The organism is Klebsiella sp. 141198 (genome assembly GCF_050600785.1).
GTDB lineage: Bacteria > Pseudomonadota > Gammaproteobacteria > Enterobacterales > Enterobacteriaceae > Klebsiella > Klebsiella aerogenes.
This window is the reverse complement of the sequence record NZ_JAQIRM010000007.1, coordinates 330,898-356,535: the sequence shown is the minus strand read 5'-3', so window position 1 is coordinate 356,535 and position 25,638 is coordinate 330,898. Positions and strand designations below refer to the sequence as shown.

General features: G+C 50.8%; 22 protein-coding genes. 9 read left to right on the top strand and 13 right to left on the bottom strand.

Translation table 11 applies throughout. The features are described from left to right. Nucleotides 1–443: 443 nt before the first annotated feature. Nucleotides 444–1,565: a cupin domain-containing protein gene (locus tag PGR10_RS22985; protein ID WP_113374767.1), complete on the top strand. Its 1,122-nt coding sequence runs from the start codon at nucleotides 444–446 to the stop codon at nucleotides 1,563–1,565. Between the two features lie 54 nt (nucleotides 1,566–1,619). On the opposite strand, the gene PGR10_RS22980 is transcribed toward PGR10_RS22985, so the two are convergent. Together PGR10_RS22980 and cusR are read right to left on the bottom strand one after the other, a co-directional pair. Further along, nucleotides 1,620–3,062, bottom strand: coding sequence for a Cu(+)/Ag(+) sensor histidine kinase (locus PGR10_RS22980; RefSeq protein ID WP_087858381.1), 1,443 nt, complete (start codon nucleotides 3,060–3,062; stop codon nucleotides 1,620–1,622). Further along, nucleotides 3,052–3,735 carry a copper response regulator transcription factor CusR gene (gene cusR, locus PGR10_RS22975; RefSeq protein WP_430924169.1) on the bottom strand — a complete coding sequence of 228 codons (684 nt, stop codon included), beginning with the start codon at nucleotides 3,733–3,735 and terminating at the stop codon, nucleotides 3,052–3,054. The genes PGR10_RS22980 and cusR overlap by 11 nt, the downstream gene beginning before the upstream one ends. A 64-nt stretch (nucleotides 3,736–3,799) precedes the next feature. On the opposite strand from cusR, the gene PGR10_RS22970 reads away from it, so the two are divergent. From PGR10_RS22970 to PGR10_RS22940, 7 genes are all read left to right on the top strand, one after another. Further along, on the top strand, nucleotides 3,800–3,922 hold the full coding sequence (locus tag PGR10_RS22970; protein ID WP_257394921.1) for a hypothetical protein: 123 nt from the start codon (nucleotides 3,800–3,802) through the stop codon (nucleotides 3,920–3,922). Further along, nucleotides 3,909–5,294, top strand: coding sequence for an efflux transporter outer membrane subunit (locus PGR10_RS22965; protein WP_430924167.1), 1,386 nt, complete (start codon nucleotides 3,909–3,911; stop codon nucleotides 5,292–5,294). Before PGR10_RS22970 ends, PGR10_RS22965 begins: the two co-directional genes overlap by 14 nt. Before the next feature lie 17 nt (nucleotides 5,295–5,311). Further along, nucleotides 5,312–5,656 (top strand): cation efflux system protein CusF, encoded by a 345-nt coding sequence (gene cusF / locus PGR10_RS22960; RefSeq protein ID WP_430924166.1) that lies wholly within the window; start codon nucleotides 5,312–5,314, stop codon nucleotides 5,654–5,656. A 44-nt stretch (nucleotides 5,657–5,700) separates the two neighbouring features. After that, on the top strand, nucleotides 5,701–6,963 hold the full coding sequence (locus PGR10_RS22955) for an efflux RND transporter periplasmic adaptor subunit (RefSeq protein ID WP_430924165.1): 1,263 nt from the start codon (nucleotides 5,701–5,703) through the stop codon (nucleotides 6,961–6,963). An 11-nt stretch (nucleotides 6,964–6,974) separates the two neighbouring features. Beyond that, nucleotides 6,975–10,124: a CusA/CzcA family heavy metal efflux RND transporter gene (locus PGR10_RS22950; RefSeq protein WP_411325512.1), complete on the top strand. Its 3,150-nt coding sequence runs from the start codon at nucleotides 6,975–6,977 to the stop codon at nucleotides 10,122–10,124. 317 nt (nucleotides 10,125–10,441) lie between these two features. After that, a complete protein-coding gene (locus tag PGR10_RS22945) occupies nucleotides 10,442–11,161 on the top strand; it encodes a DNA/RNA non-specific endonuclease (RefSeq protein ID WP_430924164.1) in 720 nt (239 codons plus the stop codon). A gap of 115 nt (nucleotides 11,162–11,276) precedes the next feature. Continuing rightward, nucleotides 11,277–11,621: a DUF1294 domain-containing protein gene (locus PGR10_RS22940; protein WP_430924163.1), complete on the top strand. Its 345-nt coding sequence runs from the start codon at nucleotides 11,277–11,279 to the stop codon at nucleotides 11,619–11,621. Between the two features lie 479 nt (nucleotides 11,622–12,100). On the opposite strand, the gene PGR10_RS22935 is transcribed toward PGR10_RS22940, so the two are convergent. From PGR10_RS22935 to PGR10_RS22890, 10 genes are all read right to left on the bottom strand, one after another. After that, complete coding sequence (locus PGR10_RS22935) at nucleotides 12,101–13,108, bottom strand: restriction endonuclease (RefSeq protein WP_001757896.1); 1,008 nt, start codon at nucleotides 13,106–13,108, stop codon at nucleotides 12,101–12,103. A gap of 258 nt (nucleotides 13,109–13,366) precedes the next feature. Further along, a complete protein-coding gene (locus PGR10_RS22930; RefSeq protein ID WP_032728834.1) occupies nucleotides 13,367–13,708 on the bottom strand; it encodes a TA system toxin CbtA family protein in 342 nt (113 codons plus the stop codon). A 20-nt stretch (nucleotides 13,709–13,728) separates the two neighbouring features. Next, nucleotides 13,729–14,070, bottom strand: a complete 342-nt coding sequence (locus tag PGR10_RS22925; protein WP_200022417.1) for a type IV toxin-antitoxin system YeeU family antitoxin — start codon at nucleotides 14,068–14,070, stop codon at nucleotides 13,729–13,731. Nucleotides 14,071–14,080: 10 nt separating this feature from the next. Further along, nucleotides 14,081–14,623, bottom strand: coding sequence for a RadC family protein (gene radC / locus PGR10_RS22920; protein ID WP_032434298.1), 543 nt, complete (start codon nucleotides 14,621–14,623; stop codon nucleotides 14,081–14,083). A gap of 12 nt (nucleotides 14,624–14,635) precedes the next feature. Further along, nucleotides 14,636–15,076: an antirestriction protein gene (locus PGR10_RS22915; RefSeq protein WP_135487965.1), complete on the bottom strand. Its 441-nt coding sequence runs from the start codon at nucleotides 15,074–15,076 to the stop codon at nucleotides 14,636–14,638. Between the two features lie 30 nt (nucleotides 15,077–15,106). Continuing rightward, entirely contained in the window at nucleotides 15,107–15,928 is an 822-nt protein-coding gene (locus tag PGR10_RS22910; protein ID WP_430924162.1) for a DUF932 domain-containing protein, read from the bottom strand. A gap of 119 nt (nucleotides 15,929–16,047) precedes the next feature. Next, complete coding sequence (locus tag PGR10_RS22905; RefSeq protein WP_200022413.1) at nucleotides 16,048–16,521, bottom strand: hypothetical protein; 474 nt, start codon at nucleotides 16,519–16,521, stop codon at nucleotides 16,048–16,050. Nucleotides 16,522–16,592: 71 nt separating this feature from the next. Then, the gene (locus PGR10_RS22900) at nucleotides 16,593–17,045 is read right to left on the bottom strand and encodes a hypothetical protein (RefSeq protein ID WP_032410767.1); all 453 of its coding nucleotides are present in this window, start codon (nucleotides 17,043–17,045) and stop codon (nucleotides 16,593–16,595) included. A 35-nt stretch (nucleotides 17,046–17,080) separates the two neighbouring features. Continuing rightward, nucleotides 17,081–17,797, bottom strand: a complete 717-nt coding sequence (locus tag PGR10_RS22895; protein WP_001546959.1) for a helix-turn-helix transcriptional regulator — start codon at nucleotides 17,795–17,797, stop codon at nucleotides 17,081–17,083. A 243-nt stretch (nucleotides 17,798–18,040) separates the two neighbouring features. Next, nucleotides 18,041–18,916 carry a GTPase family protein gene (locus PGR10_RS22890; RefSeq protein ID WP_430924161.1) on the bottom strand — a complete coding sequence of 292 codons (876 nt, stop codon included), beginning with the start codon at nucleotides 18,914–18,916 and terminating at the stop codon, nucleotides 18,041–18,043. 353 nt (nucleotides 18,917–19,269) lie between these two features. Here PGR10_RS22890 and PGR10_RS22885 point away from each other — a divergent pair, with 353 nt between their 5' ends. Next, entirely contained in the window at nucleotides 19,270–20,784 is a 1,515-nt protein-coding gene (locus PGR10_RS22885) for an SIR2 family protein (protein WP_032434307.1), read from the top strand. A 405-nt stretch (nucleotides 20,785–21,189) separates the two neighbouring features. Here the strand turns inward: PGR10_RS22885 and PGR10_RS22880 are convergent, their stop codons facing one another. Next, nucleotides 21,190–25,467: an NACHT domain-containing protein gene (locus PGR10_RS22880; protein WP_430924159.1), complete on the bottom strand. Its 4,278-nt coding sequence runs from the start codon at nucleotides 25,465–25,467 to the stop codon at nucleotides 21,190–21,192. Nucleotides 25,468–25,638: the final 171 nt, after the last annotated feature.

Sequence of the window (25,638 nt, the reverse complement as noted above, 5' to 3'; positions counted from 1 at the left end):
GACGCGCTTTAGCGCTCTGTCGCGAGGTGGCGTATATTACGCTTTCCTCTTTCAGAGTCAACCCTGAATTTCAGAATTTTTCTCTTCAACCGAACCGGCTGTTTGTGTGAAGTGATTCACATCTGCCGTGTCAGTGGGAGCGCATTATAGGGAGCTGCTGAGATATAGCAAGCCTTAAAATACAAAAAACTTATCAAGCGCTCATTAATTAAGCTTTTCACGTTTATCCGCGGTAAGAGCGAATCGACAAAACCCAGTATTCATGCGGCCTGCAGTGCATTTCCTACCGAAACCACTTTTTTGCGAAAACGCGATTTTTCTCGTTTCCCCACCGCCGCTATCACGCCAATGGTGAATTAAGCACCACTCTTGACCCATGACAAAGCGCCCCGCTTCGTCATCTTTCTATAATCAGAGCCGTTTCTTCCTATTGGTAATAATCTATGGCTTATCAACTCAACATTAACTGGCCCGAGTTTTTAGAGAAGTACTGGCAAAAGCAGCCGGTCGTATTAAAGAAGGCGTTTCCGAACTTCATCGACCCCATCACGCCAGACGAGCTGGCCGGGTTAGCCATGGAGCCGGAAGTCGATAGCCGGCTGGTCAGCCTGGTCAACGGTAAATGGCAGGCCAGTAACGGTCCATTTGAGCATTTCGACGGGCTGGGCGAAAGCGGCTGGTCATTGCTGGCCCAGGCGGTAAACCACTGGCATATGCCTGCCGCCGAGCTGGTACGCCCGTTCCGCGTGCTGCCTGACTGGCGTTTAGACGACCTGATGATCTCCTTCTCCGTCCCCGGCGGCGGCGTAGGCCCGCATATCGATCAGTATGACGTCTTTATTATTCAGGGCATGGGAAGCCGCCGCTGGCGCGTGGGCGATAAACTGCCGATGCGTCAGTTCTGTCCGCATCCGGCACTGCTGCACGTCGATCCGTTCCCACCGATCATTGATGAAGATCTGGAGCCGGGCGACATCCTCTATATTCCACCGGGATTCCCGCACGACGGCGTAACTCACGAAACGGCGCTGAACTACTCCGTCGGCTTCCGCGGTCCAAATGGCCGCGACCTGATCAGCAGCTTCGCCGACTATGTGCTGGAAAACGATCTCGGCGGCGAACACTACAGCGATCCGGACCTCACCTGCCGCGACCATCCGGGCCGGGTTGAAGAGTATGAACTCGACCGTCTGCGCAACATGATGATCGACATGATTCGCCAACCAGAAGACTTCAAGCAGTGGTTCGGCAGTTTCGTCACCACGCCGCGTCACGAGCTGGATATTGCTCCGGCGGAACCGGCATATGAAGAAGAGGAAGTGATCGATGCGCTGCTGGGCGGCGAAAAGCTTTCTCGCCTGAGCGGACTGCGCGTTCTGCATATCGGCGACAGCTTCTTCGTACATAGCGAACAGCTGGATACCACCGATGCAGAGGCGCTGGATGCATTGTGCCGCTATACCTCATTAGGTCAAGAAGAGCTCGGCAGCGGCCTGCAAAATCCAGAATTCGTGAGCGAGCTGACGCGGCTGATTAATCAGGGCTACTGGTACTTCGAAGAGTAAAAGAACGGCAATACTGCGGGCAGTCGCCTGGCGCTACCCGCTTGCTTTCAGCCGTTATTGCGCATATTTCGGCAGCACGATAATAAAGCGCGTAGAGCGCAGATCGGACTGCACCGCTACGCTGCCGTGATGGGCGCTGACAATCGATTTTACAATCGCCAGACCGATACCGCTGCCCTCGCCTTTGCGCTGGCGTGACGGGTCGACGCGATAGAAACGGTCAAACAGGCGCGGCAAATGTTCAGCAGCAATCGGCGCGCCGGGGTTCTCCACCACCAGGCGGATCTTTTCGGCGCTTTCGCTCAACTGTATGGTCACCGCCTGTCCGGCCGGCGTATAGCGGATCGCGTTCGACAGCAGGTTACTGATTGCCCGCCGCAGCATCAGCGGGTCGCCAATCACCCGGCAGTGGCTACCGACAAAACGCAGCGCCACCTCTTTCTCTTCCGCCCACGCTTCAAAGAACTCAAACACCTTATTCACTTCCTCGGCCAGATCCAGCGCCCGTTGTTCAGGGATTAACTGGTTATTATCCGCCTGGGCGAGGAACAACATATCGCTGACCATCCGCGACATGCGCGAAAACTCTTCGAGATTGGAATAGAGCACCTCTTCCAGCTCCTGCTGGCTGCGGCTTTGGCTCAAGGCGATTTCGGTTTGCGTCACCAGGTTGGTAATCGGCGTACGGATTTCATGGGCGATATCGGCGGAGAAATTAGACTGGCGGGTAAAGACATCCTCTATCCGCTCCAGCATATGGTTAAACGACAGCGCCAGCCGTTCCAGCTCGATGGGCACCGCCTGTGGGTCAAGGCGTACATCGAGATCCCGCGAGGTAATATTCTGGATCTGGCGGCTGATCTGGCGAATCGGCTTATGCCCCTGATAGACCACAAACAGCACGATGGCGATAATCAACAGGCTGATTATCGACGCCGCGGAAATCAGCTTCGCTTTGAGTTCATTAATATAGTGCAGGTGAAAGTCGATCGATAAAGCCATCAGCAGATGCCAGGCCGGTTTACCGTCCGACTGCTTGCCGAGCGGCAACATGATTAGCCGCCAGGAGCGGGTCTCCATTTGATGATTATCATGAACCATTTCCCGCGGCTGCGGGTCGGTCCATGAAATCACATTACCGTCGCGCAACTTCATCGCCAGCCCCGGCGTGCTCATAATATGGCTGAGTTCCGGGCCGTCTGGCGACTGAAACAGAATATTGCCCTCGGCATCATCCAGACAGATAAAGACGTTAGCGTAGCCGCCAATCACGTTTTTTAAGATCTCCAGCCGCCGCTCCTGCGGATAGTCGGCGTGGTTGAGCACCGTCTCAAGCGTGGTGCTGAGCTGCTTGAGATCGTGAACGTCGCGCTCTTCAAAGTGGGCCTTCACCGAATGGATCATGATCCAGGTGAAGGCAAAGAAAGCGATGATGGTGGCGAGGCTGATAAAGAAGGTCAGCCGGGTGGCCAACGAAAAGGGGCGCTTAGCGGCCATCCGGCACCTCAAGCATATAGCCGACGCCGCGCACGGTCTGGATAAGCTTCGGCTCGAAGTCGTTATCGATTTTGGCGCGCAGCCGCTTCACCGCCACGTCGATGGCGTTAGTGTCGCTGTCGAAATTCATATCCCACACCTGCGACGCGATCAGCGAGCGGGGTAGCACCTCGCCCTTATGGCGCAGGAAGAACTCCAGCAGAGTGAATTCTTTACTGGTCAGGGTGATACGAGTCGCGCCGCGCATCACCTTGCGGCTGACCAAATCAACGCTGAGATCGGCCGCCTGAAACTGGCTTTCTACTATTACCGCCGCCCCGCGACGCAGCAGAGTACGTACCCGCGCCAGCAGTTCCGCAAAAGCAAAGGGCTTCACCAGATAGTCGTCGGCGCCCAGCTCCAGCCCCTTCACCCGATGCTCGATAGTGCCAAGCGCGGTAAGCAGCAGGATCGGCATCCCTTTATTGGCGGCGCGCAGCATGCGCACGATATCCCAGCCGTTGACGTCCGGCAGCATGATGTCGAGGATCAGCAGATCGTAGTCGCTGGTCATCGCCAGGTGATAACCGTTAAGGCCGTTGTCGGCCAGGTCGACGACGAATCCAGCTTCGGTAAGCCCTTTGGTCAGGTACTCCCCGGTTTTCTTCTCATCTTCGACAATCAAAATCTTCACGGCTGGCTCCTTCACGCGCGCTCTGTGCGGGTATTCAATTTTAGAGGAGCCCCTCCGGATAGCAATGAAATATCAGGAAAATGACAGCTTTGTCATTTTCCTGTCACGCGTTGAACAGAGCCCGCTGCGTAAAGTATCCGCCATTGATAAATCGCCGAAAACCGTCTGCCGTCATGCGCCCAATTAAGCTTCTTTCTCTCAGCGTGATATTCGCCTTAACCGGCTGTCTGTCACTTGCTCCGGACTATCAGCGCCCCACCGCGCCGGTGCCACAGCAGTTCTCTCTCAGCCAGAACAAACTGGTTACTGCGACTGCGGGCTACCAGGAAACCGGCTGGCGTACCTTTTTCGTCGACCCACAGGTAAAAAGCCTGATTAGTACCGCGCTGACCAACAATCGCGATCTACGGATGGCGGCGCTGAAAGTGCAGGAAGCCCGCGCCCAGTACCGGGTGACCGACGCCGACCGCTACCCGCAGCTTAACGGCGACGGCAGCACCACCTATGGCGGCAAGCTCAAAGGCGACACCACCACCAGCAGCGATTATGCAGCTGGCTTGAATCTCAGCTACGATCTCGACTTCTTTGGCCGGTTGAAAAACCTTAGCGAGGCCGACCGACAGAACTTCTTCGCCAGCGAAGAGGCGCGGCGCGCGGTGCATATCCTGTTGATTGCTAACGTTTCACAAAGCTACTTCAACCAGCGTCTGGCGGCGGCGCAGCTACAGGTGGCGAACGACACCTTACAGAACTATCAGCAGTCTTACGCCTTCGTTGAAAAACAGCTGCTGACCGGCAGCACCACCGTCCTGGCGCTGGAACAGGCGCGCGGCATGATCGAAAGCACCCGCGCCGATATCGCCAAACGGCAGGGCCAACTGGCGCAAGCTAATAACGCCCTGCAGCTACTGCTCGGCAGCTATCAACGGCTGCCGGACGATAGCGCCAGCAGCGCGGTGGACCTGAAAGGCGTAACCCTGCCGCCGTCGCTCTCCTCAGAGATCCTGTTGCAGCGGCCGGATATTTTAGAGGCTGAACACAGCCTGTTGGCGGCCAACGCCAATATCGGCGCCGCGCGGGCGGCCTTCTTCCCGTCGATTACCCTGACCAGCTCGCTCTCCGGCAGCAGCAGCGAGCTCTCCAGCCTGTTTAACGCCGGCAGCGCGATGTGGAACTTCATCCCCAAAATCGAACTGCCGATTTTCAATGCCGGGCGCAACCAGGCCAACCTTGACCTGGCGGAGATCCGCCAGCAGCAGCAGGTAGTCAACTATGAGCAAAAAATACAGTCCGCCTTTAAAGAGGTGGCCGACGCGCTGGCCCTGCGCCAGAGCCTGGCCGATCAGATTGCCGCCCAGCAGCGCTATCTCGCTTCACTAAATATCACCCTGCAGCGCGCTACTGCGCTCTATCGTCACGGCGCGGTCAGCTACATCGAAGTCCTGAGCGCCCAGCGCGACATTTTCACCACCCGACAAACCCTGCTGGAACTCAACTATTCCCGTCAGGCTAATGAAATCACCCTGTTCACCGCCCTCGGCGGCGGCTGGATGGAATAACCCGAGGAGTCTTGATTATGAATTCACTGTCTAAAATCGCCCTGTTCACGCTGTTATCCGGTGTGATGTTCGCGGCCCAGGCCGCCGACCCACACGCAGGTATGGCAATGCACGAGCAGCCCGCAGCCACGGAGACGCAAAGCATCACTGGCAAAGGCATCATTAAAGCCATTGATATGGATAATAAAAAAATCACTATCGCCCACGAAGCCATCCCGGCGGTGAACTGGCCGCCGATGACCATGCGCTTCACCATCACCCCGCAGACACAGCTCAACAATGTGAAGAACGGCGACAGCGTGGATTTCACCTTCGTTCAGCAGGGCAATCTGTCGCTGTTACAGGATATCCGCGCCCAATAACGGCCCGGCGACGGTAGGCTCCTCAACAACTGAATGGACGACACATGGCATCCCTGACACTGAAAAATACGGCGCTGATCCTCGGCAGCATGGTAATTGGCGGCGCGCTTACCGCGGCGCTGTATACCCGACTGACGCCGCCCCTGAATAGCGCATCCGCGACCGAGCAGCAGCGCAAAGTGCTGTTCTGGTACGACCCGATGTACCCGAATACTCGCTTTGATAAACCGGGTAAATCGCCGTTTATGGATATGGATCTGGTGCCGAAATACGCTGATGAGGAGAGTGCCGCCGCCGGTGCGCCGGGGGTGCGTATCGACCCGACGCAGACCCAGAATCTCGGCGTAAAAACCGCCGCGGTCAGCCGCGGGCCGTTGCGCTATGCCCAGACCTTCCCGGCCAACATCAGCTATAACGAGTATCAGTACGTGATTATGCAGGCGCGGGCGGCGGGCTTTATCAATAAAGTCTATCCGCTGACCGTCGGCGACAAAGTCAAGCAAGGCACGCCGTTACTCGAGCTGACCATCCCAGACTGGGTGGAAGCGCAGAGCGAATATCTGTTGTTGCAGGAGACCGGGGGCACCGCCACGCAGGTCGAGGGGATCCTCGAGCGTTTGCGCCTCGCCGGAATGCCGGATGACGATATCCGCCGCCTGAAAACCACACGTAAAATCCAGACCCGCTTTACCCTCAAAGCGCCGATCGATGGCGTTATTACCGCCTTCGATCTGCGTGCCGGAATGAATATCGCCAAAGATAATGTGGTGGCGAAAATTCAGGGCATGGACCCGGTGTGGGTCAGCGTGGCGGTGCCGGAATCCATCGCCTGGTTGATTAAAGACGCCTCGCAGTTCGCCATTCAGGTTCCCGCCTGGCCGGGCAAAACCTTCAGCATCAACAAATGGACCATTCTCCCCAGCGTCGATAGCGCCACCCGTACCCTGCAGCTGCGCCTGCAGGTCAACAACCCGGATGACGCGCTGAAGCCGGGGATGAACGCCTATCTGAAACTGACAAGCGAAAGCGCGCCGATGCTGCTGATCCCATCAAAAGCGTTGATCGACAGCGGCAACGAGCAGCGAGTGATTACCATGGATAACGAGGGGCGCTTCGTGCCGAAGCTCGTGCAGGTATTCCATGAATCCGCCGGCGTTACGGCCATTCGCAGCGGTCTGCAGGAGGGCGAAAAAGTCGTCGCCAGCGGCCTGTTCCTGATCGACTCGGAAGCCAATATCTCCGGCGCGCTGGAGCGCATGCGCGCGCAGGATCCCGATACAGCGGCCCCCGCCGCCCACGCGCACTGAGGAACGGAACAATGATTGAATGGATTATCCGCCGCTCGGTGGCCAACCGTTTCCTGGTGATGATGGCGGCGCTGTTTCTCAGCATCTGGGGGACCTGGACCATCGTCCATACCCCGGTAGACGCTCTGCCGGACCTCTCCGACGTACAGGTGATCGTCAAAACCAGCTATCCGGGGCAGGCGCCGCAGATCGTCGAAAATCAGGTTACCTGGCCGCTGACCACCACCATGCTGTCGGTGCCCGGCGCCAAAACGGTGCGCGGCTTCTCGCAGTTTGGCGACTCCTACGTGTATGTAATATTTGAAGACGGCACCGATCCTTACTGGGCGCGCTCGCGGGTGCTGGAGTATCTCAACCAGGTGCAGGGCAAACTTCCCGCCGGGGTCAGCGCCGAAATGGGCCCTGACGCCACCGGGGTTGGCTGGGTCTTCGAGTACGCGCTGGTCGACCGCAGCGGCAAACATGACCTCGCCGAACTGCGCTCGTTGCAAGACTGGTTCTTAAAATATGAGCTGAAAACCATTCCTAACGTCTCGGAAGTGGCTTCGGTAGGCGGCGTGGTCAAGGAGTATCAGATTGTCGTCGACCCAATGAAGCTGACCCAGTACGGCATCAGCCTCGGCGAGGTGAAATCGGCGCTGGATGCCTCTAACCAGGAGGCGGGCGGCTCTTCCGTCGAACTGGCGGAAGCCGAATATATGGTGCGCGCCAGCGGCTACCTGCAGACGCTCGACGACTTCAAAAATATCGTGCTGAAAACCGGTGACAACGGCGTGCCGGTCTACCTCGGCGACGTCGCTCGGGTGCAGATTGGTCCGGAGATGCGCCGCGGTATCGCCGAGCTTAACGGCGAGGGCGAAGTGGCCGGCGGCGTGGTGATCCTGCGCTCCGGCAAGAACGCCCGCGAGGTGATCTCGGCGGTCAAAGAGAAGCTGGCGTCGCTGCAAAGCAGCCTGCCGGAAGGGGTTGAAGTGGTCACCACCTACGACCGCAGCCAGCTTATCGACCGCGCCATCGACAACCTCAGCCACAAGCTGCTGGAAGAGTTTATCGTTGTCGCGCTGGTCTGCGCTCTGTTCCTGTGGCACGTACGCTCGGCGCTGGTGGCGATTATTTCGCTGCCGCTCGGCCTGTGTTTCGCCTTTATCATGATGCATTTCCAGGGGCTCAACGCCAACATCATGTCGCTGGGCGGGATCGCCATTGCGGTGGGGGCGATGGTCGATGCCGCCATCGTGATGATTGAGAACGCCCATAAGCGGCTGGAGGAGTGGGAACATCAGCACCCGGGAGAGAAGCTCGGCAACGACATCCGCTGGAAAATCATTACCGATGCGTCGGTAGAGGTCGGCCCCGCGCTGTTTATCAGCCTGCTGATTATTACCCTGTCGTTTATCCCGATTTTCACCCTCGAAGGCCAGGAGGGCAAACTGTTCGGCCCGCTGGCCTTCACCAAAACCTGGTCGATGGCCGGGGCGGCGCTGCTGGCGATCGTGGTGATCCCGATCCTGATGGGCTTCTGGATCCGCGGCAAGATCCCGGCGGAGAACAGCAATCCGCTGAACCGCTTTTTGATCCGCATTTATCACCCGCTGCTGCTGAAGGTACTGCACTGGCCAAAGACTACCCTGCTGATCGCGCTGCTGTCGATCCTGACGGTTATCTGGCCGCTTAACCGGGTCGGCGGCGAGTTTCTGCCGCAGATTAATGAAGGCGATCTGCTGTATATGCCGTCAACGCTGCCGGGGATCTCCGCTGCGCAGGCGGCGGATATGCTGCAGAAAACCGATAAGCTGATCATGACGGTGCCGGAAGTGGCGCGGGTGTTCGGCAAAACCGGCAAGGCCGAAACCGCCACCGACTCGGCGCCGCTGGAGATGGTAGAGACCACGATTCAGCTCAAGCCGCAGGATCAGTGGCGACCGGGGATGACCATGGAGAAGATCGTCGAGGAGCTGGATAAAACCGTGCGTTTGCCGGGGCTGGCAAACCTGTGGGTGCCGCCGATCCGCAACCGCATCGACATGCTCTCCACCGGCATCAAGAGCCCGATCGGCATTAAAGTTTCCGGCACTAACCTGGCCGATATCGACGCCATCGCCGAACAAATTGAAGTGGTGGCGCGCACCGTGCCGGGGGTCACGTCAGCATTAGCCGAGCGGCTGGTCGGCGGGCGCTACCTCAACATTGATATTCAGCGTGAGAAGGCGGCCCGTTACGGCATGACCGTCGGCGATGTGCAGCTGTTCGTCTCGTCCGCCATCGGCGGCGCGATGGTTGGCGAAACGGTAGAGGGCGTCGAGCGATATCCGATCAACATCCGCTACCCGCAGAGCTATCGCGACAGCCCGGAGACCCTGCGCCAGCTGCCGATCCTCACGCCGCTGAAGCAGCAGATCGTGCTCGGCGACGTCGCCGAGGTTAAAGTCGTTACCGGGCCATCGATGCTGAAGACCGAGAACGCCCGCCCGACCAGTTGGATCTACATCGACGCTCGCGACCGCGACATGGTGTCGGTGGTGCGCGATCTGCAGCAGGCCATCGGCAAAGAGGTGAAGCTGAAGCCGGGCATCAGCGTTTCCTACTCCGGGCAGTTTGAGCTGCTGGAGCGCGCCAATCAGAAGCTGAAGCTGATGGTGCCGATGACGCTAATGATTATCTTCGTGCTGCTGTACCTGGCGTTCCGCCGCTTCGGCGAGGCGTTGCTGATTATCACCAGCGTGCCGTTCGCCCTCGTCGGCGGGATCTGGTTCCTTTACTGGATGGGGTTCCATTTGTCGGTAGCCACCGGTACCGGCTTTATCGCCCTTGCCGGGGTGGCAGCGGAGTTTGGCGTGGTGATGCTGATGTATCTGCGCCACGCCATCGAGGCGGAGCCATCGCTGGAGAACCCGCAGACCTTCAGCGCCGATAAACTCGACGAGGCGCTGTATCAGGGCGCGGTGCTGCGCGTGCGGCCAAAGGCGATGACCGTGGCGGTGATTATCGCCGGCCTGCTGCCGATTTTATGGGGCACCGGCGCCGGGTCAGAAGTGATGAGCCGTATCGCCGCGCCGATGATTGGCGGGATGATCACCGCGCCGCTGCTGTCGCTATTTATCATTCCGGCGGCATATAAGCTGATGTGGCTATATCGGCATCGGGGCAAGCGCGGAGAATAAATAAAGGCAAGCCCGTTGGTATTTCACCAGCGGGCCTTTTAATTATTAGACCCACAAGTCATTCCCTCATTTAACCAACATCCACACTCATATTATCTCATCCTCTGCGCCAATCGGCCTTCACGCCACGTTATTTCCTTTAGCTTCATTGATTTTCCTGCTCACCCTGACTGCGTATTTATCACGCAGAGAAAAGGTGGGCCTTAATTCAATGAGCGCTATCGATGAACCTGAATCCTTTTCCACCTTGTTTATTTTTGCTGTTATTACTTTCCGCCCTGAGCACGATATCCCCCTGCCATGCCGCGACAGTAAAGGTGGATAATTGTGAAGTTGGCTGCCCAACCGGCGGCAGCCAACAGACGCTCTTCCGCGCGGCCTACACCCTGAACAACAACCCTCACCGTAAGCTGGCCAACTGGGTAGCGTATAAAATCACTCGCGCCAGCGAGGCCAGTAACCGGGAGAGAGTGTGGAAGCAGGACCCCGATTTACCCGCTGCCGATACCCTGGCGCCCGCCGACTATCGCCGTGCCAACACCTTACTGGCGGTCGACCGCGGCCATCAGGCGCCGCTGGCGAGCCTCGGCGGCGCGGCGGACTGGCCTGCGCTGAACTATCTGTCGAATATCACCCCGCAGGAAGCGGCGCTGAATCAGGGAGCATGGGCGCGACTGGAAGACGCAGAGCGCGCGTTAGCAGAGCGCCCGGAGGTGACAGCGGTTTATGCGGTTACCGGCCCGCTGTTCGAACGGCATATCGCCACCCTGCCCGCCGCGCCGGGCGTGGAGATCCCCAGCGGCTACTGGAAGATTATTTTCCTCAATGATGGTCCGCAGAGCGGCCAGTACGCGGCATTTGTGCTGGACCAGGCAACGCCGCGCGATGCTAATTTTTGCGACCATCAGGTGACGGTGGCGGAGATTGAGCGCCGTACCAGTCCGCATTTGACGCTGTGGCCGGCATTGCCGGCGGCCATTGCCGCAACCTTAAAAACGCAGCCCGGGAGGTTGGCGCGGGAGATGGGTTGCAGGTAGGGAACGGAGGGGTAAAGTTGTCGACCTGTCGCGATTAACAATCGGCGTCTTACCGCCAGCCAGCAAACCAGGTATAGTTGCCGTCTCTGCCACCGCTAAGCGCTGTTGATATCGTATGAAGCTCGGTTATTTTTGTTACTTCCTGCTGGCCATCGCCGCCGTCGGCAGCGTGTTACTGCCCCATTCCATCGCCATGTGGTTCCTGCTGGCGAACGTGCTGACCTGGCTTATCTACGGCATCGACAAATTAGCCGCCCGTAAAGCCTGGAGCCGGATACCGGAATCCACCCTGCTGACCTTCGGCCTGCTTGGCGGATGGCCAGGCGCGATTGCCGGGCAGCAGTGTTTTCGCCACAAAACCCAGAAGCAGCCATTCAGAACGTATTTCATTATTAGCATCGTGCTGAATATTGTGGTGCTGGTTGGCGGGTATTGGCTGTATCGGGATTATGGGGTGTAGGGTTGGTGACCTGCCCGCTAGTGGTTATGAGCCTCATTCCTGCGAGTTTAATACGTGTCCCGAATGTCGCGCGTTAATCCTCTCGTTTGCAGGCATTCAAAATAGCTCTAAATTGCAACGGTAAAGTATTGTTTCTTATGCCAACGTAATCGACAGGGGAAAGCTTTTATCCGGAAAAATTTGCAGCCGAATTAGTGCAGTTAGTGGGTGGATAACGCTCGCATTCTTTAAACGGCGTGATTAAACCGATACTGAAATTCACATAAAAAGTGCCATCGGATGATCTTATTGTCGAGTTGGTGCGAAGGCCGGACTCGAATTTCACACCTAATAGACTGATATCAATGCAGTTTATAAGCAGGAATAAATAGTTATACCCGCACTTGTACCCACAAATTAAAATCCGTATAAAAAATAGACCTTACTAATGGGTATAAAGCCATATCAGTAGAACACCGATATGGCTATCAAAGCAAGGTTCAGGCTGGCAGGAAAGTTTTCTTCAGAGGCACCAAAAGTTTGGTCTCGATATCGACTTGCTCGTAGTTCTCAATAAGAGCACGGACGAGATCATCAAGCGTCCAAAGCGTCAGAGGTATCGTCGAACGATCGGCCTCATAGCGAGCATCTTTCGTAAAACCCCCCGTACTGACATAAAGCCCGCGATCGTCTTTATGGCGACCGCCGATAAAGCTACGGATTTGTTGGCTTCCCATTTGTTCCCTGCGGTGCTTTACCTCAACGATAATACGCGGATTTTCAAAACCGAACCCATCAGGTGAAGCTATGATGTCTTTACCCCGATCAGCTCCCGCAGGTGAAACCTGCGTTTTATAGCCCATACTGCGTAAAACTCCGGCAACAAGATTTTGCATCTCGTCCCAATCAAGAGAATTGATACGATCTTTGATACCCTCAAACGCCAGCATTTCCATATCGCGAAGCGGATCAGAAACGACCTCATCTTCATCCATCGCAACTGGATTCTGAGTAATCACATCTATAGTGGGTTTCTTATCCTGTAAAAGCTCTTCTAGCGCATATTCTGGAAGCTGGAAAACCGTCAGCGTAGACCCCAATGTGTTCTTGGTAGCTACAGACAGTCGATCGCGATCGATTTCTTGAGTATTCCATTTAACCTGCCGAGCGATACCCATACCCTCTTCCACCCATTCAGGATGATACTGGAAGTCTGAAGTAACTTTACCTAGCAAATAAGTACGGTTGGCTGGCGAATAGGTAATAACCCAATCACCCTTTTGGATTTCGTTCACAAAACGCCAGACCTGCGATGCACCAGAACGCGCAGTTCCCAGCTTTGTTAATGGATCTGCCTCCTGGTATAAGGCGAGTAACTGAGCTCGGGACAGGCCGGGTTTGACTAATGGAGCCAGCTGAGACCAACCGATGCCTACAATTTGCTTATCGCGAAAATCGTCATAGAGCTTGCCGCCGTCACCACGGATCATCCACATTCTGTTGCCCATAGCCGTCCCTTCATGAGGAAAAGAAATTAAGCTGGATCATAAGCTTGTTCGCAGTATGCGTCAAAACCATCAATAACGACGGCCCAGCATTCCCGGATTGTGCTTGCGATAATGTGCCCAGTTAAAATTACAGCTTCAATTTGCATGATATTTCGTCCATATAAGCAAAAGCACCGGCCAGTATCGGCAGGTGCTTTCTGGAATGAGTAAATAAGTGAGGAAAGCTGCAGTGTGAATCAGAAAGGTTATTCCCAATGTTCACTGTGCCGCGCTAATACGATTTCTTTTCAATAAACCAGTTGCCTGCCGCGCCCGCAGAATATCGACTGCCCGCAGATATGGGGACTGTTCCTGCCAGTTGAATCCCCTGCGATCGATACGAACCAGTTCGTACTTTTCTACCAAAAAGTTAACGGCATCGGCCAAAGTTATACCGGCATCGATATGTTCCTGAATTACCGTTTCATCACTGAATGGTGTGTCGTTGAGTGTCAGGCCATAATGTTGTTCCAGCAGGCGTGCAAGCAGCATTTGCCACACTGCCACGGGCGACAGACATAGCGTCGCCGCCTGCGGAGTTGTTGCAGGTAGAGTTTTCATATTTGCTCTTGTGGAGTTAGTTAACGTTGAGTGGGGTAAACGGCGATGTATACATAGCCGCAACTGCCAAGTGTATCGGCTTCGCAGGTGAAACCGTTGTGGTACAGGGTGACGCAGTGGGCATAGCGAGGATTCATTTCACCAGTAGTCAACATCGATTCCATCTGGCTGATAAAACGTGGGAATACTTCATCCAACTTCAAAGATTCTGCGTTACTGAATTCACCGGTAATGCTGACCCGGTCAGCCAGATAGTGCAGTTGGTTTCCCTCCTGTACCAGACGAGCGCCAAAGCAAGGTGTCACATTACGATTCAGACCCCACTTGAGAAATGAATCGTTCTCTGAGTCAGTAGATTTCATTGAAGTGCCCTCATATCCAGCCTCGCTCTGCAAACGACACAATTCCATCTGAACCGATAACCAGATGATCGAGAGTGTTCACATCAACCAGTGCCAGCGCTTCTTTAAGCCTGCCCGTAATGTTGCGGTCACATTGGCTGGGCTCCGGATCACCGGATGGATGGTTATGCGCCAGCACAACAGCAGCAGCATTGAAGCGAAGCGCTGACTTCACCACCTCACGGGGATGGACCTGGACATGGTTAACCGAACCGGCAAATAGCGTTTCACTCTCCAGTAAACGGTGCTGGTTATCGAGATAGAGCACCATAAACACTTCCCGTTCTTGTCCTGCCAGTTGTAACCGAAGCCAGTCACGGGCAGCAGTGCTTGAGGTTAAGGATATGCCGGGCTGGCGCAGATATTTATCCAGCAAGTTGATAGCGAGGCGGATGGTCCGTTGGGCATAGGGGGTTAATCCGGATGTTGCGGGGAGCATGCAACCATGCTGGGCCACAACCGTCAGCGGAAAGAGTTCAGGCTGCGATGACAGCGGGGATAATGCAGTATTCATGTTCGGTATCCCTCAGTCGATGAGATGCATAATGGCGCTGCACTCTGGATGGTTCAGCGCGTAGTCGCGTAAGCGATAATAGTGCTCAGTCATCGCGTCACACTCGGTGCGACAGGCGTGGTGGCTGTAAGCCATTAGGCAGACTGCTATACCGGCAGCCTCTCCGCTCATCTCCGCATCGTTGCCATTCATCAGGTTGAACAACGTCCATTTCTCACCATCAGGCTCCGGAACCATAAATGCGCCGCCGTTGCAGAGTGTATAAAAGCTCCAGACGCCGCCACTGTAATCAGCGCACAGGCGATCCATCCAGGCAAAGATTTGAGGCTCAAGCGTTATCCATTGCGGGATGGAGCCAAAGTGCTGTGGCCAGAAGCCTATGCGTAACTCGTCAGGGACCACCGAGGCAGTAATTGCGGTCTGCTCCGCGAACTGATGATTTAGTGTATTCATTAAACTATCTCCTTATGCCGGAACGGTTGCTTAATATCCGAAAAACTCGAGCATGTTTTCTGCCATCACCCACAGGGCACGATTGAGCTTCACATCACCATCAATACCGGTAACAGCACGGGTGCGGCTGCTTTTCCCCTGTGCGGTTCGCCCTGACAATCCACCTTTCATCAGGTTCTCCTGCACACGCTGGTAGACAGTCCACAGGTCGTCGCTGTAGTCCTCCCGACGACGCGGGGTCAGCAACTGCGATACCGTGACTGGCTGGTGGTCCTCTCCAAATCGATACTTCAGTGCGGCATTTGCCAGTGCATGACGGGCGGGTGCTGGCAACACCAGTGACTGCATTGCATCACGTTTTTCTTCCACCCGGTCAAAGACACCGAGCACTTCGTAAGCCCCTTCAATCACCTTCTCGACGACATTGCCTTTATGCGATACCCGCACTTCTCCGAATGACTGGCCGCAGACCAGACCGTTGGTACAGACACCTCGAAATAGCCCCGGCAGCATCTGATAGCTTGAGGAGCCGTCATGACTGTTGAGCAAAATGATTTCCGGAACCTGATGGCCAGTCAGTTGACCGGCACGACGCAGGCGCAGCATGTGTTTGGTATGCTCCCGCTTGCTCTGGTCGCGAACCTTTGTCTGGCAGGCAAAGAACGGCTCAAAGCCTTCCCGCTGCAGGCTGTCGAGAATGGTGATGGTCGGGATGTAGGTGTACCTGTCTGAACGAGATTCATGCTTGTCACTCCCGAACACGCTGGGTACATGACTCATCAGCTCTTCGTAGGTCAGAGGCCGGTCACGGCGTATCTGGTTTATACGACCAAAGCGGCTGGCTAATCGCATGGCTAACTCCTTATCTGATAATGAAATAAAAACAAAAAGGCCATGTTCCCGAAGGAACATGGCCTGTTGGTATCTGGTATTGGTGTGTTGCGGGGTGGAGAGGTCTGAAATGTAAGTAACTAATCGCTGTAGTGTGTGGTCCGGCACTCACTGAGGTCAGACAGCTCTTTTTGCGTATTTTCCAGGCCCGGACTAAAGGAGCCAACTTTGTTATTGTTGATGTAAACATCGAAATTAGACGACTGACCCAGCGCGTCAATAAATGACACCCAGGCATTATCGCCATTCCTCCAACCGAGGGATGAAGGTAACGGATACTGACTGTTATCCATGACCACCGTTATTTCTGTCCCGTCGTCGTGAGAATCCAGCATCGTACCATTGGGCAGGGTTACTAATACGCCATGCTGCAGAATGTTTTGCTCATCCGGATTACCGGTGCAGTTGAGGTTAAAAATGACCTTCTCGGGGTTACTGATAATGTATTCCGTCACCCCCATACCAAAACCACTCGTCCACATATTGGGAATAGCCTGTGCTGTTGATACAGAAGCCAGCATAGCTAATGTAACTATTACGTAAGGCAGTCGCATAATGTTGTCCTCAAATCATGTAATAAAGCTTTTGTTGTTCAAAACAATAAAGTAATGAAAAAGCAGTTGGATTATTTTATTTGTTTGTAGCGAAACGCTTCTTTCCCGGCATAAATCCCGACGAGATCGTCATAACGAGGGTCCTTTTTATTCGGGCGGAACGTCACTTTCATATCGGGACTGCACATATCCTTCATGGTGAGGTTGAATTCTTTACCTGGCGTAATGGTATAACCTGTTGCCACATCGTCTTTACTGGGAGTGATCCACCCCCATATTCCACCCGGACAATCTCTTGAAGGTCTCGAGCGAACAACAATAAACCATCCCATTGAATCCACTTCCGTCGCTGTACACAGTTTTCTGACCTGGCGGTGGGCATCACACCAGAATATATTCCCACTCTTATTATTCACTGCCGCTGGCAGGAACCCGCTATAAGGACGTGCTGCGTGAGCATTACCTGCGATAAGTAAGGGGAACAACATGACTGGCAGCAAAGACAATAAGTTCAATTTTTTCATTGCATTAACCTTACATTTAATTAGGGAGACCATCTCTAATCAGTTTGTCCGGATTGCCCCCGACTTTCTGAGGGAGAAAATGAATTCAGCGACTGCTGAATAAAACGGAAATGAGGTAAGGCAGAGATAAAATGCTTATCCTCCGACAGCTGATAGAGAAGCTCACTGCGAATAAATGTTTCCCGCGATGGCCTTACCAGATGAATCTCATCCAGCCGGAAGACACGTAATTGCCTGTTATGTTCAGCGACAAGGTACCAGTAACCGTCAAGAGCGATTAGCCGGTAAGGTGCGATGGCCTCATGACGCTCCCCTTCAGTCAGAACGGTGATGCGCTGACATCCCGAAATAGCTCTGACCAGCCTGTAGAAGGAGAGCTTTCCTGCCGGGGGATGAGGTCTGTCCTGATGCCATACCAGACAGGGTCTATCATCACAGTCCAGCAGGCTGCTGACCAGTCGCCGGTCAAAGCCCGGGAAAACTCCGGCCAACCCCGTGCGGTGAGCAAAGGTCAGAATATCTATTTCCTGCCGCGTACTGTGAATATCTGAGCGCAGACTGCACTGCCCCTGGTAGTAATCCAGGTCGAGATACATCAGACGCTCCCGAAAGTCACGACGCAGCGTGCGCTCTGACACCCCGAATTCAGTTGCCAGTTTGCGAATAAACAGAGTTTCACCGGACACTAGGCGGCTAATAATCAACGACAACCTGACGGCAAGCCGGTCATGTCGCCGCTCCTGAAGCGTCATGAAAGATTTCTCCTGAGAAGTTAACTCTCTGAATTAATAATGATTACTTTAAAGGAAGGAGTGGACAGGGTATGGACAACATCGGAACTATTTTTTATTAGCCCCCCGGGCTTATGAACGCTCGTCTGACAGATAATGATACTTCTCCTGATTTAATTGATGATAAAACGCAGTGGAAAGGACGTGTCCACAATCAACAAATCATTAACAACCAGTTCATCATTCGCAGAGAAAATTGCGATGTCAAAAGAATATCCAGTCCCAGACGGCCCGTGCGACCGACACCACCGCATCACGCACGCTACGAATCACCGTTTTCAGCGATGCAGACAGAAACGATGATGACTCAGCCGTATCGAAAACCCGACCCACAGCTTCAACGAAACTGTCACGGGCCTGCGACTTTACTGGCTCTGTGCAGAGTTTCCTGTGCAGTTGTGTCACCACCGGGCTGGTGGCGCGGTCAGGCAGACAGCGCATCATGGCTGCCACCATCTCCTCAATGCCCCATCCAGTGCTGGCGGACACCACATAGACCGGATGAAGCGGTTTAAACATCGCCATAATCGCAGCCTGCTTCGCTTTAAGATTTCCCAGTTGATGCGGTGAAGGTTTGCTAGTCAGGGTATCCCACTCATGACAGGGTTCGATTTTGTCGGCCTGGTTAATCACAAACAGTACCTTTTGCCTGTAAGGTTGCATCACACCGTGCCAGAACTGCTCGTCCACGGTTAGTGCCCGATCATCGGCCTTAATGACCCACAGCACCAGGTCCAGTTCAGGTAGCATGCGCCGGTACAGCGCGCGGTATTCATGGTCCCGCTGCCCGTTTTCGCCCACGCCCGGTAAATCGACAATCATCAGACTGTGACGACCGCTGCGCAACCGGAAGCGCAGTACGTCGCGAGTACAGGCGTTCACGTCACTCACCGGGGACACCTCGCCCCGGAAAAGTTCGTTGCAGAGGGAGGATTTACCAGCACCACTTTTGCCCATGATGCCAATCACCGGCTCGTAATGGGTCAGGTTCTGGATGCGTTCAAGAATAAGCTGGCGAAGTGTGCACGGAAGCGACGCGAGCGGTTGTTCAAAGGCCTGAAGGCCGTCAGGTTTATTCATACAGTAGTCTCAGCGTGAAAAATTAAAAACCCCGCGATCCAGTCAGGAAGGCGGGGGATTCACAGAGATGATATCTATCTGAAATTATTTGGAATTTTTGATTAATACGTAAAGAACTTTGTGCAAGAACGGAAACTTTACACATTACTAGTAAATACCTTAGGCTAGTCCACGACGGAGAGCAGATAATAAGAAGTGACATGCTTGCATATTATTCAAAATGCTGGTATTAGATAAACCTTAATAAGTTAAAGACGTTAAAAAGTTGTGGTCACTGAAAAGTACCTACTTAATATAGTTGGTACATATTTAATATTAAAATGAGTGATCTTTTATAGGGAGACAATCTATATATGTTAATTGATGATATTATTTCAGGAATTGATGAGGGCGGACCAAAGAGTTATTACTCTTTCGAAACGTTTGTCTTGCATCTTTTTAAGCACCATCTAGAGAATCAACAAAAGGAACTTCAAATTTCTCGAGACTCATCACAATTTGGAGATGCTTTTGCTCCGAATGGTTTCGACCAATTTCAAGGGCCAACTTTAATTGAAATAAAGTTCGATTTAACAAAATCCCCATTTCGTATGTTCTTAGATAGATACATACTAAGATTCGCGAATGAATACATTGAAAATAAAATAAAAAATGTGTTAATTGTTTCTGCAAAGCCGATTCCAGAACGATTCTTGCTGCGCTTCAATCGTGAGATTTTAAATAGTTCGTTCCCTTTTAAAGTGTTCCTATGGGGGCCAGCAGAATTAAACAAAATAGTATCAAAGAATAAAAAGATAGTAAATGAAATCCTTAAAAACCTCTTTTCATTAAGACTATCATCTGCTATATCCAAGCCAGTTAGGGATTGGAAAATAGAACGAGATGAAATATTAGAAAGGTTAAAAATTTGCTACAACAAAGGTCAGTTTTCATTATTTTTGGGCGCTGGAGTATCAAGTAGTGCTGGAATGCCAGATTGGAATACCTTATTAAATTCATTGTTTGTAACTTACCTTACACAGGAATTTAACGAGGATATCGCAATTAGTGACAAAGATCTTGATGATATTGTCGGCAGGTTAAATGCTATCAACGAGCCCTCAGCATTGATGGCTGCAAGATACCTTCGTAAAGGATTTTCAAAAGGTGATGGTGAAGCAAAAGACTTCATAGAAGCTGTTACTAAAAATCTGTACAAACTGAGAAATTCTAATTTCCCTATCGATTCTGAATTAATAAAATCAATTGCATCAATGTGTCTTCCAAGGCGTACCGGTGCCAAAGTAAAATCCGTTATCACCTATAATTTTGACGATCTACTTGAAAGGCAATTAATTAGCAACTCTATTTTACACAGATGTATTTATACTAATAATGAAAGCTTTGATCCTGATGAACTTCCAGTCTACCATGTTCATGGATTCTTGCCAGAAAATAGAAAACTTTATGATGGGTTAGATAAATCAACTTTAGTTTTTTCAGAAGAGGGCTATCATCATATTTATTCAGACTCCTACCACTGGTCAAATCTCGTTCAGTTAAATTCATTTAGAGAAAATAGTTGCTTGATGGTTGGATTATCAATGACAGACCCAAACCTTAGACGATTATTAGATATTTCTTCAAAAAACATTGAACGCAGCAAGCATTTTACATTTATGAAAAGAATTTCATCAAATGAATTCTGTTATGAGGATAACGCAGGAAAGAAAATAAAAATAATTGACAACATCGAATCTGCTGAAAAATTTCTTGAGCGACACCACACTTTAAACGAAGAGCTGATGAAAGAATTAGGCGTAACAATCATCTGGTATGAAAAATACGATGACATTCCCAAGTTTATTAGGGAAGTAACGAAGCATTAAAAATATAAAATAATTATAATGGATAGGGGTAGAATATATCATTGATAATCCGCTGCTCGCTCAAAGCTGCCGGTCAACTACTGCGTTCTCCTGATGGTGTATCGACAGCCATTCCGCATGCATGGACAGAATTTGTCTACGGGCGTGGGGTCAGTCCATCTATTGGCTTCCTTTGTTTACGCAATGATATAAGCGGGCTAGCGTGACAAAAGCGTTAGGTTTGTTTAGCAAAAAACCAGAAATGGAAATGTGACAATTTAGGAGAAGAGGATCTATGAGTCCCAGAGTTCATGACGCGTTGCCGCAATTCCCCCCCCCAAGTCTTTGTAAAGTGTGCCCCTCTTCACCCTTGAATGCATTCTGTATTCAGTGGTGAAGAGCCCTGAAATAATAAATAATTAAACCTTATTCAGCAGATCGTATTTCGCGAAGACTTAAATCGATCACAATGATTTTTACATCCTTTATCTTTGGATACTTAGGTGAGATAGATAACCAATGTTGAGTTAATGCGTTTTCAAGTTCACTGAGATTTACTTTCACACCATTAATAACCCAATTTTTATCTGATTGATTTTCACCCTGCCAAATGAGTAAAAACACACCGAAATCGGCTTGATTTTCACGTAAATAATCTCCTATCAACTGATTTTCCAAACGCTCACAGAGGTCAGGTCCTGACCAAGATTTATCCAACAGCTTCAACTCAACAGGAATGGGAATACAAACTTCGTGATGTTGAAGCCAAAGATCTGGCCTTTGACTATTAGCGAGTTCAGCCTCCTGAGCGCAAGTGAATCGCCCCTTCGCTGCATTTTGGATATGATGAGCGACAACAGTACGCATCTCAGTTTCGCTGGTAATTTTTTGATAGGTTTTAGCCAAACTATCATTACCACGTTCAAGCCAGTCCTTAAAATCCAGCAAATAATAGACCCCCATTTGGTAAAGTTGTGCTGGAGAATTAGGTGTAAAGACCAAACTGGCATCGAAATCGTGAACCTGTTTATCTGTCCAACACTCGAAATCTGCATCGGCTAATGCCCTATTGCGAGCTGCTCTCATCATCCACTGCGTATAATCTTTATAAGGATACTCGTTAGTAAGTTCCATCAAAGCAACATAGGTCTCTTTTCCTGGAATTGCAGCTAACCACTGAAAAAGCAGTTCACGGGCGCTTTGAGCATCATCCCTGAGCGTTGGTGTGTAGCAGGTAACAGTCGTACGATCCAAATCGTCTTCAGGTTTGATGTATCTTGTCATAATCAAAAATAATGTTTTTAAGCTCGAAGGGTTACGAACACCACCAGTAAAAGAAGTTCTCTCTTCACCATGACGGAATTTCCCGGTGAGTGTCGTCACAAAGTGTTGTGCAAAAACACTTGCATTATCTTTTGGTAATTGTTCAAGCCATTTATTTAGCTTTGGTATGGCCTCATCCGGTAAGGTATCAACATATAAAGCAAACCATATTGGGAGATTCTCCTCCACCACAGGATTACCAATTTTAACGCTCGCCAACTTTGCAAGCTCAGCAAAACTGACACCACCATTAACCAAAGTGCGGATACAATTCCTCAAGTTTTGATTTAATTGCGGCTCGTTTCTCTCAAGCCAGTGATAAATCCGTGGAGCCAGCCCTATATGACTCCATGGAGCCCGATGTACAATGTCATGTAAAAGTTGATTTACTTTATTTGGTTGGCTCTCATTATCAAACTCCCGCTCTATTTCTTTCCAAAGTGCGTCTAATACAGTTTCAGGATAAGTTTGATACATCTTTTCCAGCCAGCCAGGAAAGCCATTCATTTCTTTTGTTAAATACAAAAGGGCATGTTGAACTTCATCCGGTGGAAGATAGCTAGGAAAATCCGGATTTTCTCTAGATTCGATCTCCAGCCCAAGCAATCCAAAAACAAGCCTAAATGGTATCGAAGTCGTGCTTTCATCTTCAGGACGGTACATCCGCCAATATGCCATAGCTGCATCACGAAACGCACAGGCAACGTCCATACCAAATGTTTCAATAAGATCATGCCAGTCATGATTTTTAGCGAGATGATCATGCTTATTCTTATTTATTTCCTGGTATAGCCAATATTGTCCATTGCTGATCTCACCTGTCGCCAGTCCGGGTGGACTTTTTATATCCTTAGGATTGGCTCTAACACGCTCAATCCACTCAATTCGCTTACGCTCGTTCTGTGCTCGTTTTTCCTCACCTCGACGCTTTAAATCAGCCTGTTGCCGGTTTAGTTCATCTATTTCTGGATCAAAAGGAGGATTAAAATATAATTCAACTTTCTGTACTAACTCATCATGTTGTTCGGATACCTCGTTAATTTTGGATAAATATTGTTCATTATTATTCGACTGAGTATAAATGCGCAGAGCCAAAGACAACGCAACCAACCGATCATCAAGTAATTCTTTTTGGCTAACATAGTTCAAAACTCGCTCAAAACTTGGAACATCAAACTTAAAGAAATGCCCTGGCCATTGGACATGCCAGTCATCGATCAATCTGCGGTTTTTGAATTGCGCTTCGGCTCTTCTGTTCTCTACTGCACGCCAGAAAAGAGCATCGTTTAACTCTGGCCACGCGGGTACTAGTTCTGACAATGCCCCTTTGTATTCCCGAATATGATCGCCATGCAAATCTCTGACTTGAACAAAAGCCAAAAGTAAATCTAACACTTTTGTCTCTAAGCAAGTATCCGAACGTAACAACACCATTTTTTCAATAAGCTCCATGGCTGAAGATAACAGCCACCCATTCCCCTGAGATATCCTAATATCTGGTTGTTCACAATAAGGAGGATGTTTTATTAACGCGTAAAATCCATCCAATAGTACGGTGCACGCTTCTTCATCTTCAAGGGATTGAATGCAAGATACTTTATCTATGAAGACCTTGATTCCTTCGACCAATCCTGTCGTCTCGAATGGCCTATAAGGCTCCAACTTCATGAGGGAATTTAATAAATAGTTTACGTTACGAATGTCAAACGTTGAGTCATTTACGAGCTCGGTCAAAATACGTCGAGGAAAAATGTTCTGTTTCTCATTCAGATTTTTCCATAGCAATGCTTTAACATCATCTGTTGCCGTTGTCACTAACGCTCTAACAGCTCCTATACGAGAGTAAACATCTCTTTTTTGATCAATTGCGACAGACATTAACTCTTCAAGACAAATAGGTTGATTAATTTGCCAAATCAACCTAGTTAAAAAGAAAATAGCATCATCATTTGAATAATACTCTCTGATTAGAGATGATATTTCCTCAACTAAATCAGCTTTGGCTATCATTCCAATAGCATCATTATATCTCACATATCTTTCGTCTGTATCATTTGCAATCCGGCTCACAATGCTTTTAAGCATGCTAACTCGTATAGACAGTGGTAAATGAGAAACATCCCCGCCATTGAGTGCTATTTCAGGCTGTATACTTAATGCTTTATCCCTTATATTATCATCCATTAAAATCAACCAGGGCACTAATGTACTGAGTCTAGGAGTGATAACCTGTTCACCATACATATCACGAAATATGAGGGATTCAACGATTCTTCTGGAATGCCCTTTTTTTAATAATGAATCAAGCCATTTCGCTGAAAGATAATCCCGAATTTCTCGGTGGCGAAAACCAACCATATTGTATATCGCATCACTAAAAATGCCTCTCTCCAGTAGAGCCCACACATGAGGAGGCTCCCACTCAGCTAAAACAACCTCAGCATTCACACCGTTGCGATCAGTTTGCTTATCATAAATCTCAATGCCACTTTTTCCTGTGAAAGTTACGGCACCTGCAAGAAGAGCGGCCCCCTCAAGCGCTTTTGTTGCCTTAAGTGGTCTTGCCTGACGCCTTGAAGGATCGATTTCATCGAGCCGTGTTGCAACATTTCGTTCAAACAGCTCGAAGCGAGATCCGAATTTTCGTTCCTGACTCCATGTTGAAATCAAAAAATCGAGGTCAAACGGGCGAGATGCCATTGCTTGTAGATTCGCTCGCTCAATTCCATCAACAAATTCAGTCGTGTTATCAACCTGTCTCTGAGCAGCATAAAAGCGAATATCATCTAAATTTAAAGAGTTAAGGCTATAGATGTTTAGAGAGTTCTCTTTTCTGAAACTGTTAGCAGCGTTTTGAGTTGAGAATGGTAAATAACGTTCAACCATTTCATAATCGCTTGCGAAGCTCCAAGCATAAGGCCTTCCAGAAATATAAATATGCGCTCTGTGACGAGATTTACTTATTTTGTATGCAAATCGTTTTACCGCCTTTTCGAAAGCATTTGGCGCTACCAGACGAGCCTCATCCACGGAATCCAGAAAGAACCAAGCCTCGTTAGTCGAAGCCAGCCAACCCTCAAACTCTTCAGGAGAGCCAACTTCCAGACCCCAAGCAAAATCCGACTCATTCAAATCTTCTATGCGAATAAAAAAAGCTAATCTACCACTTTGCTTGATGATTTCAGCGCGAGAGCGCATTTCAACGGTCTTGCCAGCACCTGCAGCCGCAAGAATCACAACCCGATACTCATCCTCAAGCTGAGACCATTTTATTGATCCCGATGAGATGCCCATAGATGTGGATGCTTCATCTTCATTACCAAGGCTGTTCTTAGGGACTACTGTAAAGGATCGGTCCAACGATATGATGTCCAGATTCATCGGTTTTACCATTCGCTTAGTTAAGAGTGTAACAACTAAAATACTGTCTTCAATTTATTGATACAACGGAAAATATCTGGTTCAGCTCGCAAAAATTCTAGATTGTTTCATGCTCTGGCTTAGGACATCTACGAACTGAGAAACATGTAGAAGCCATCCCCACTTTTAAGA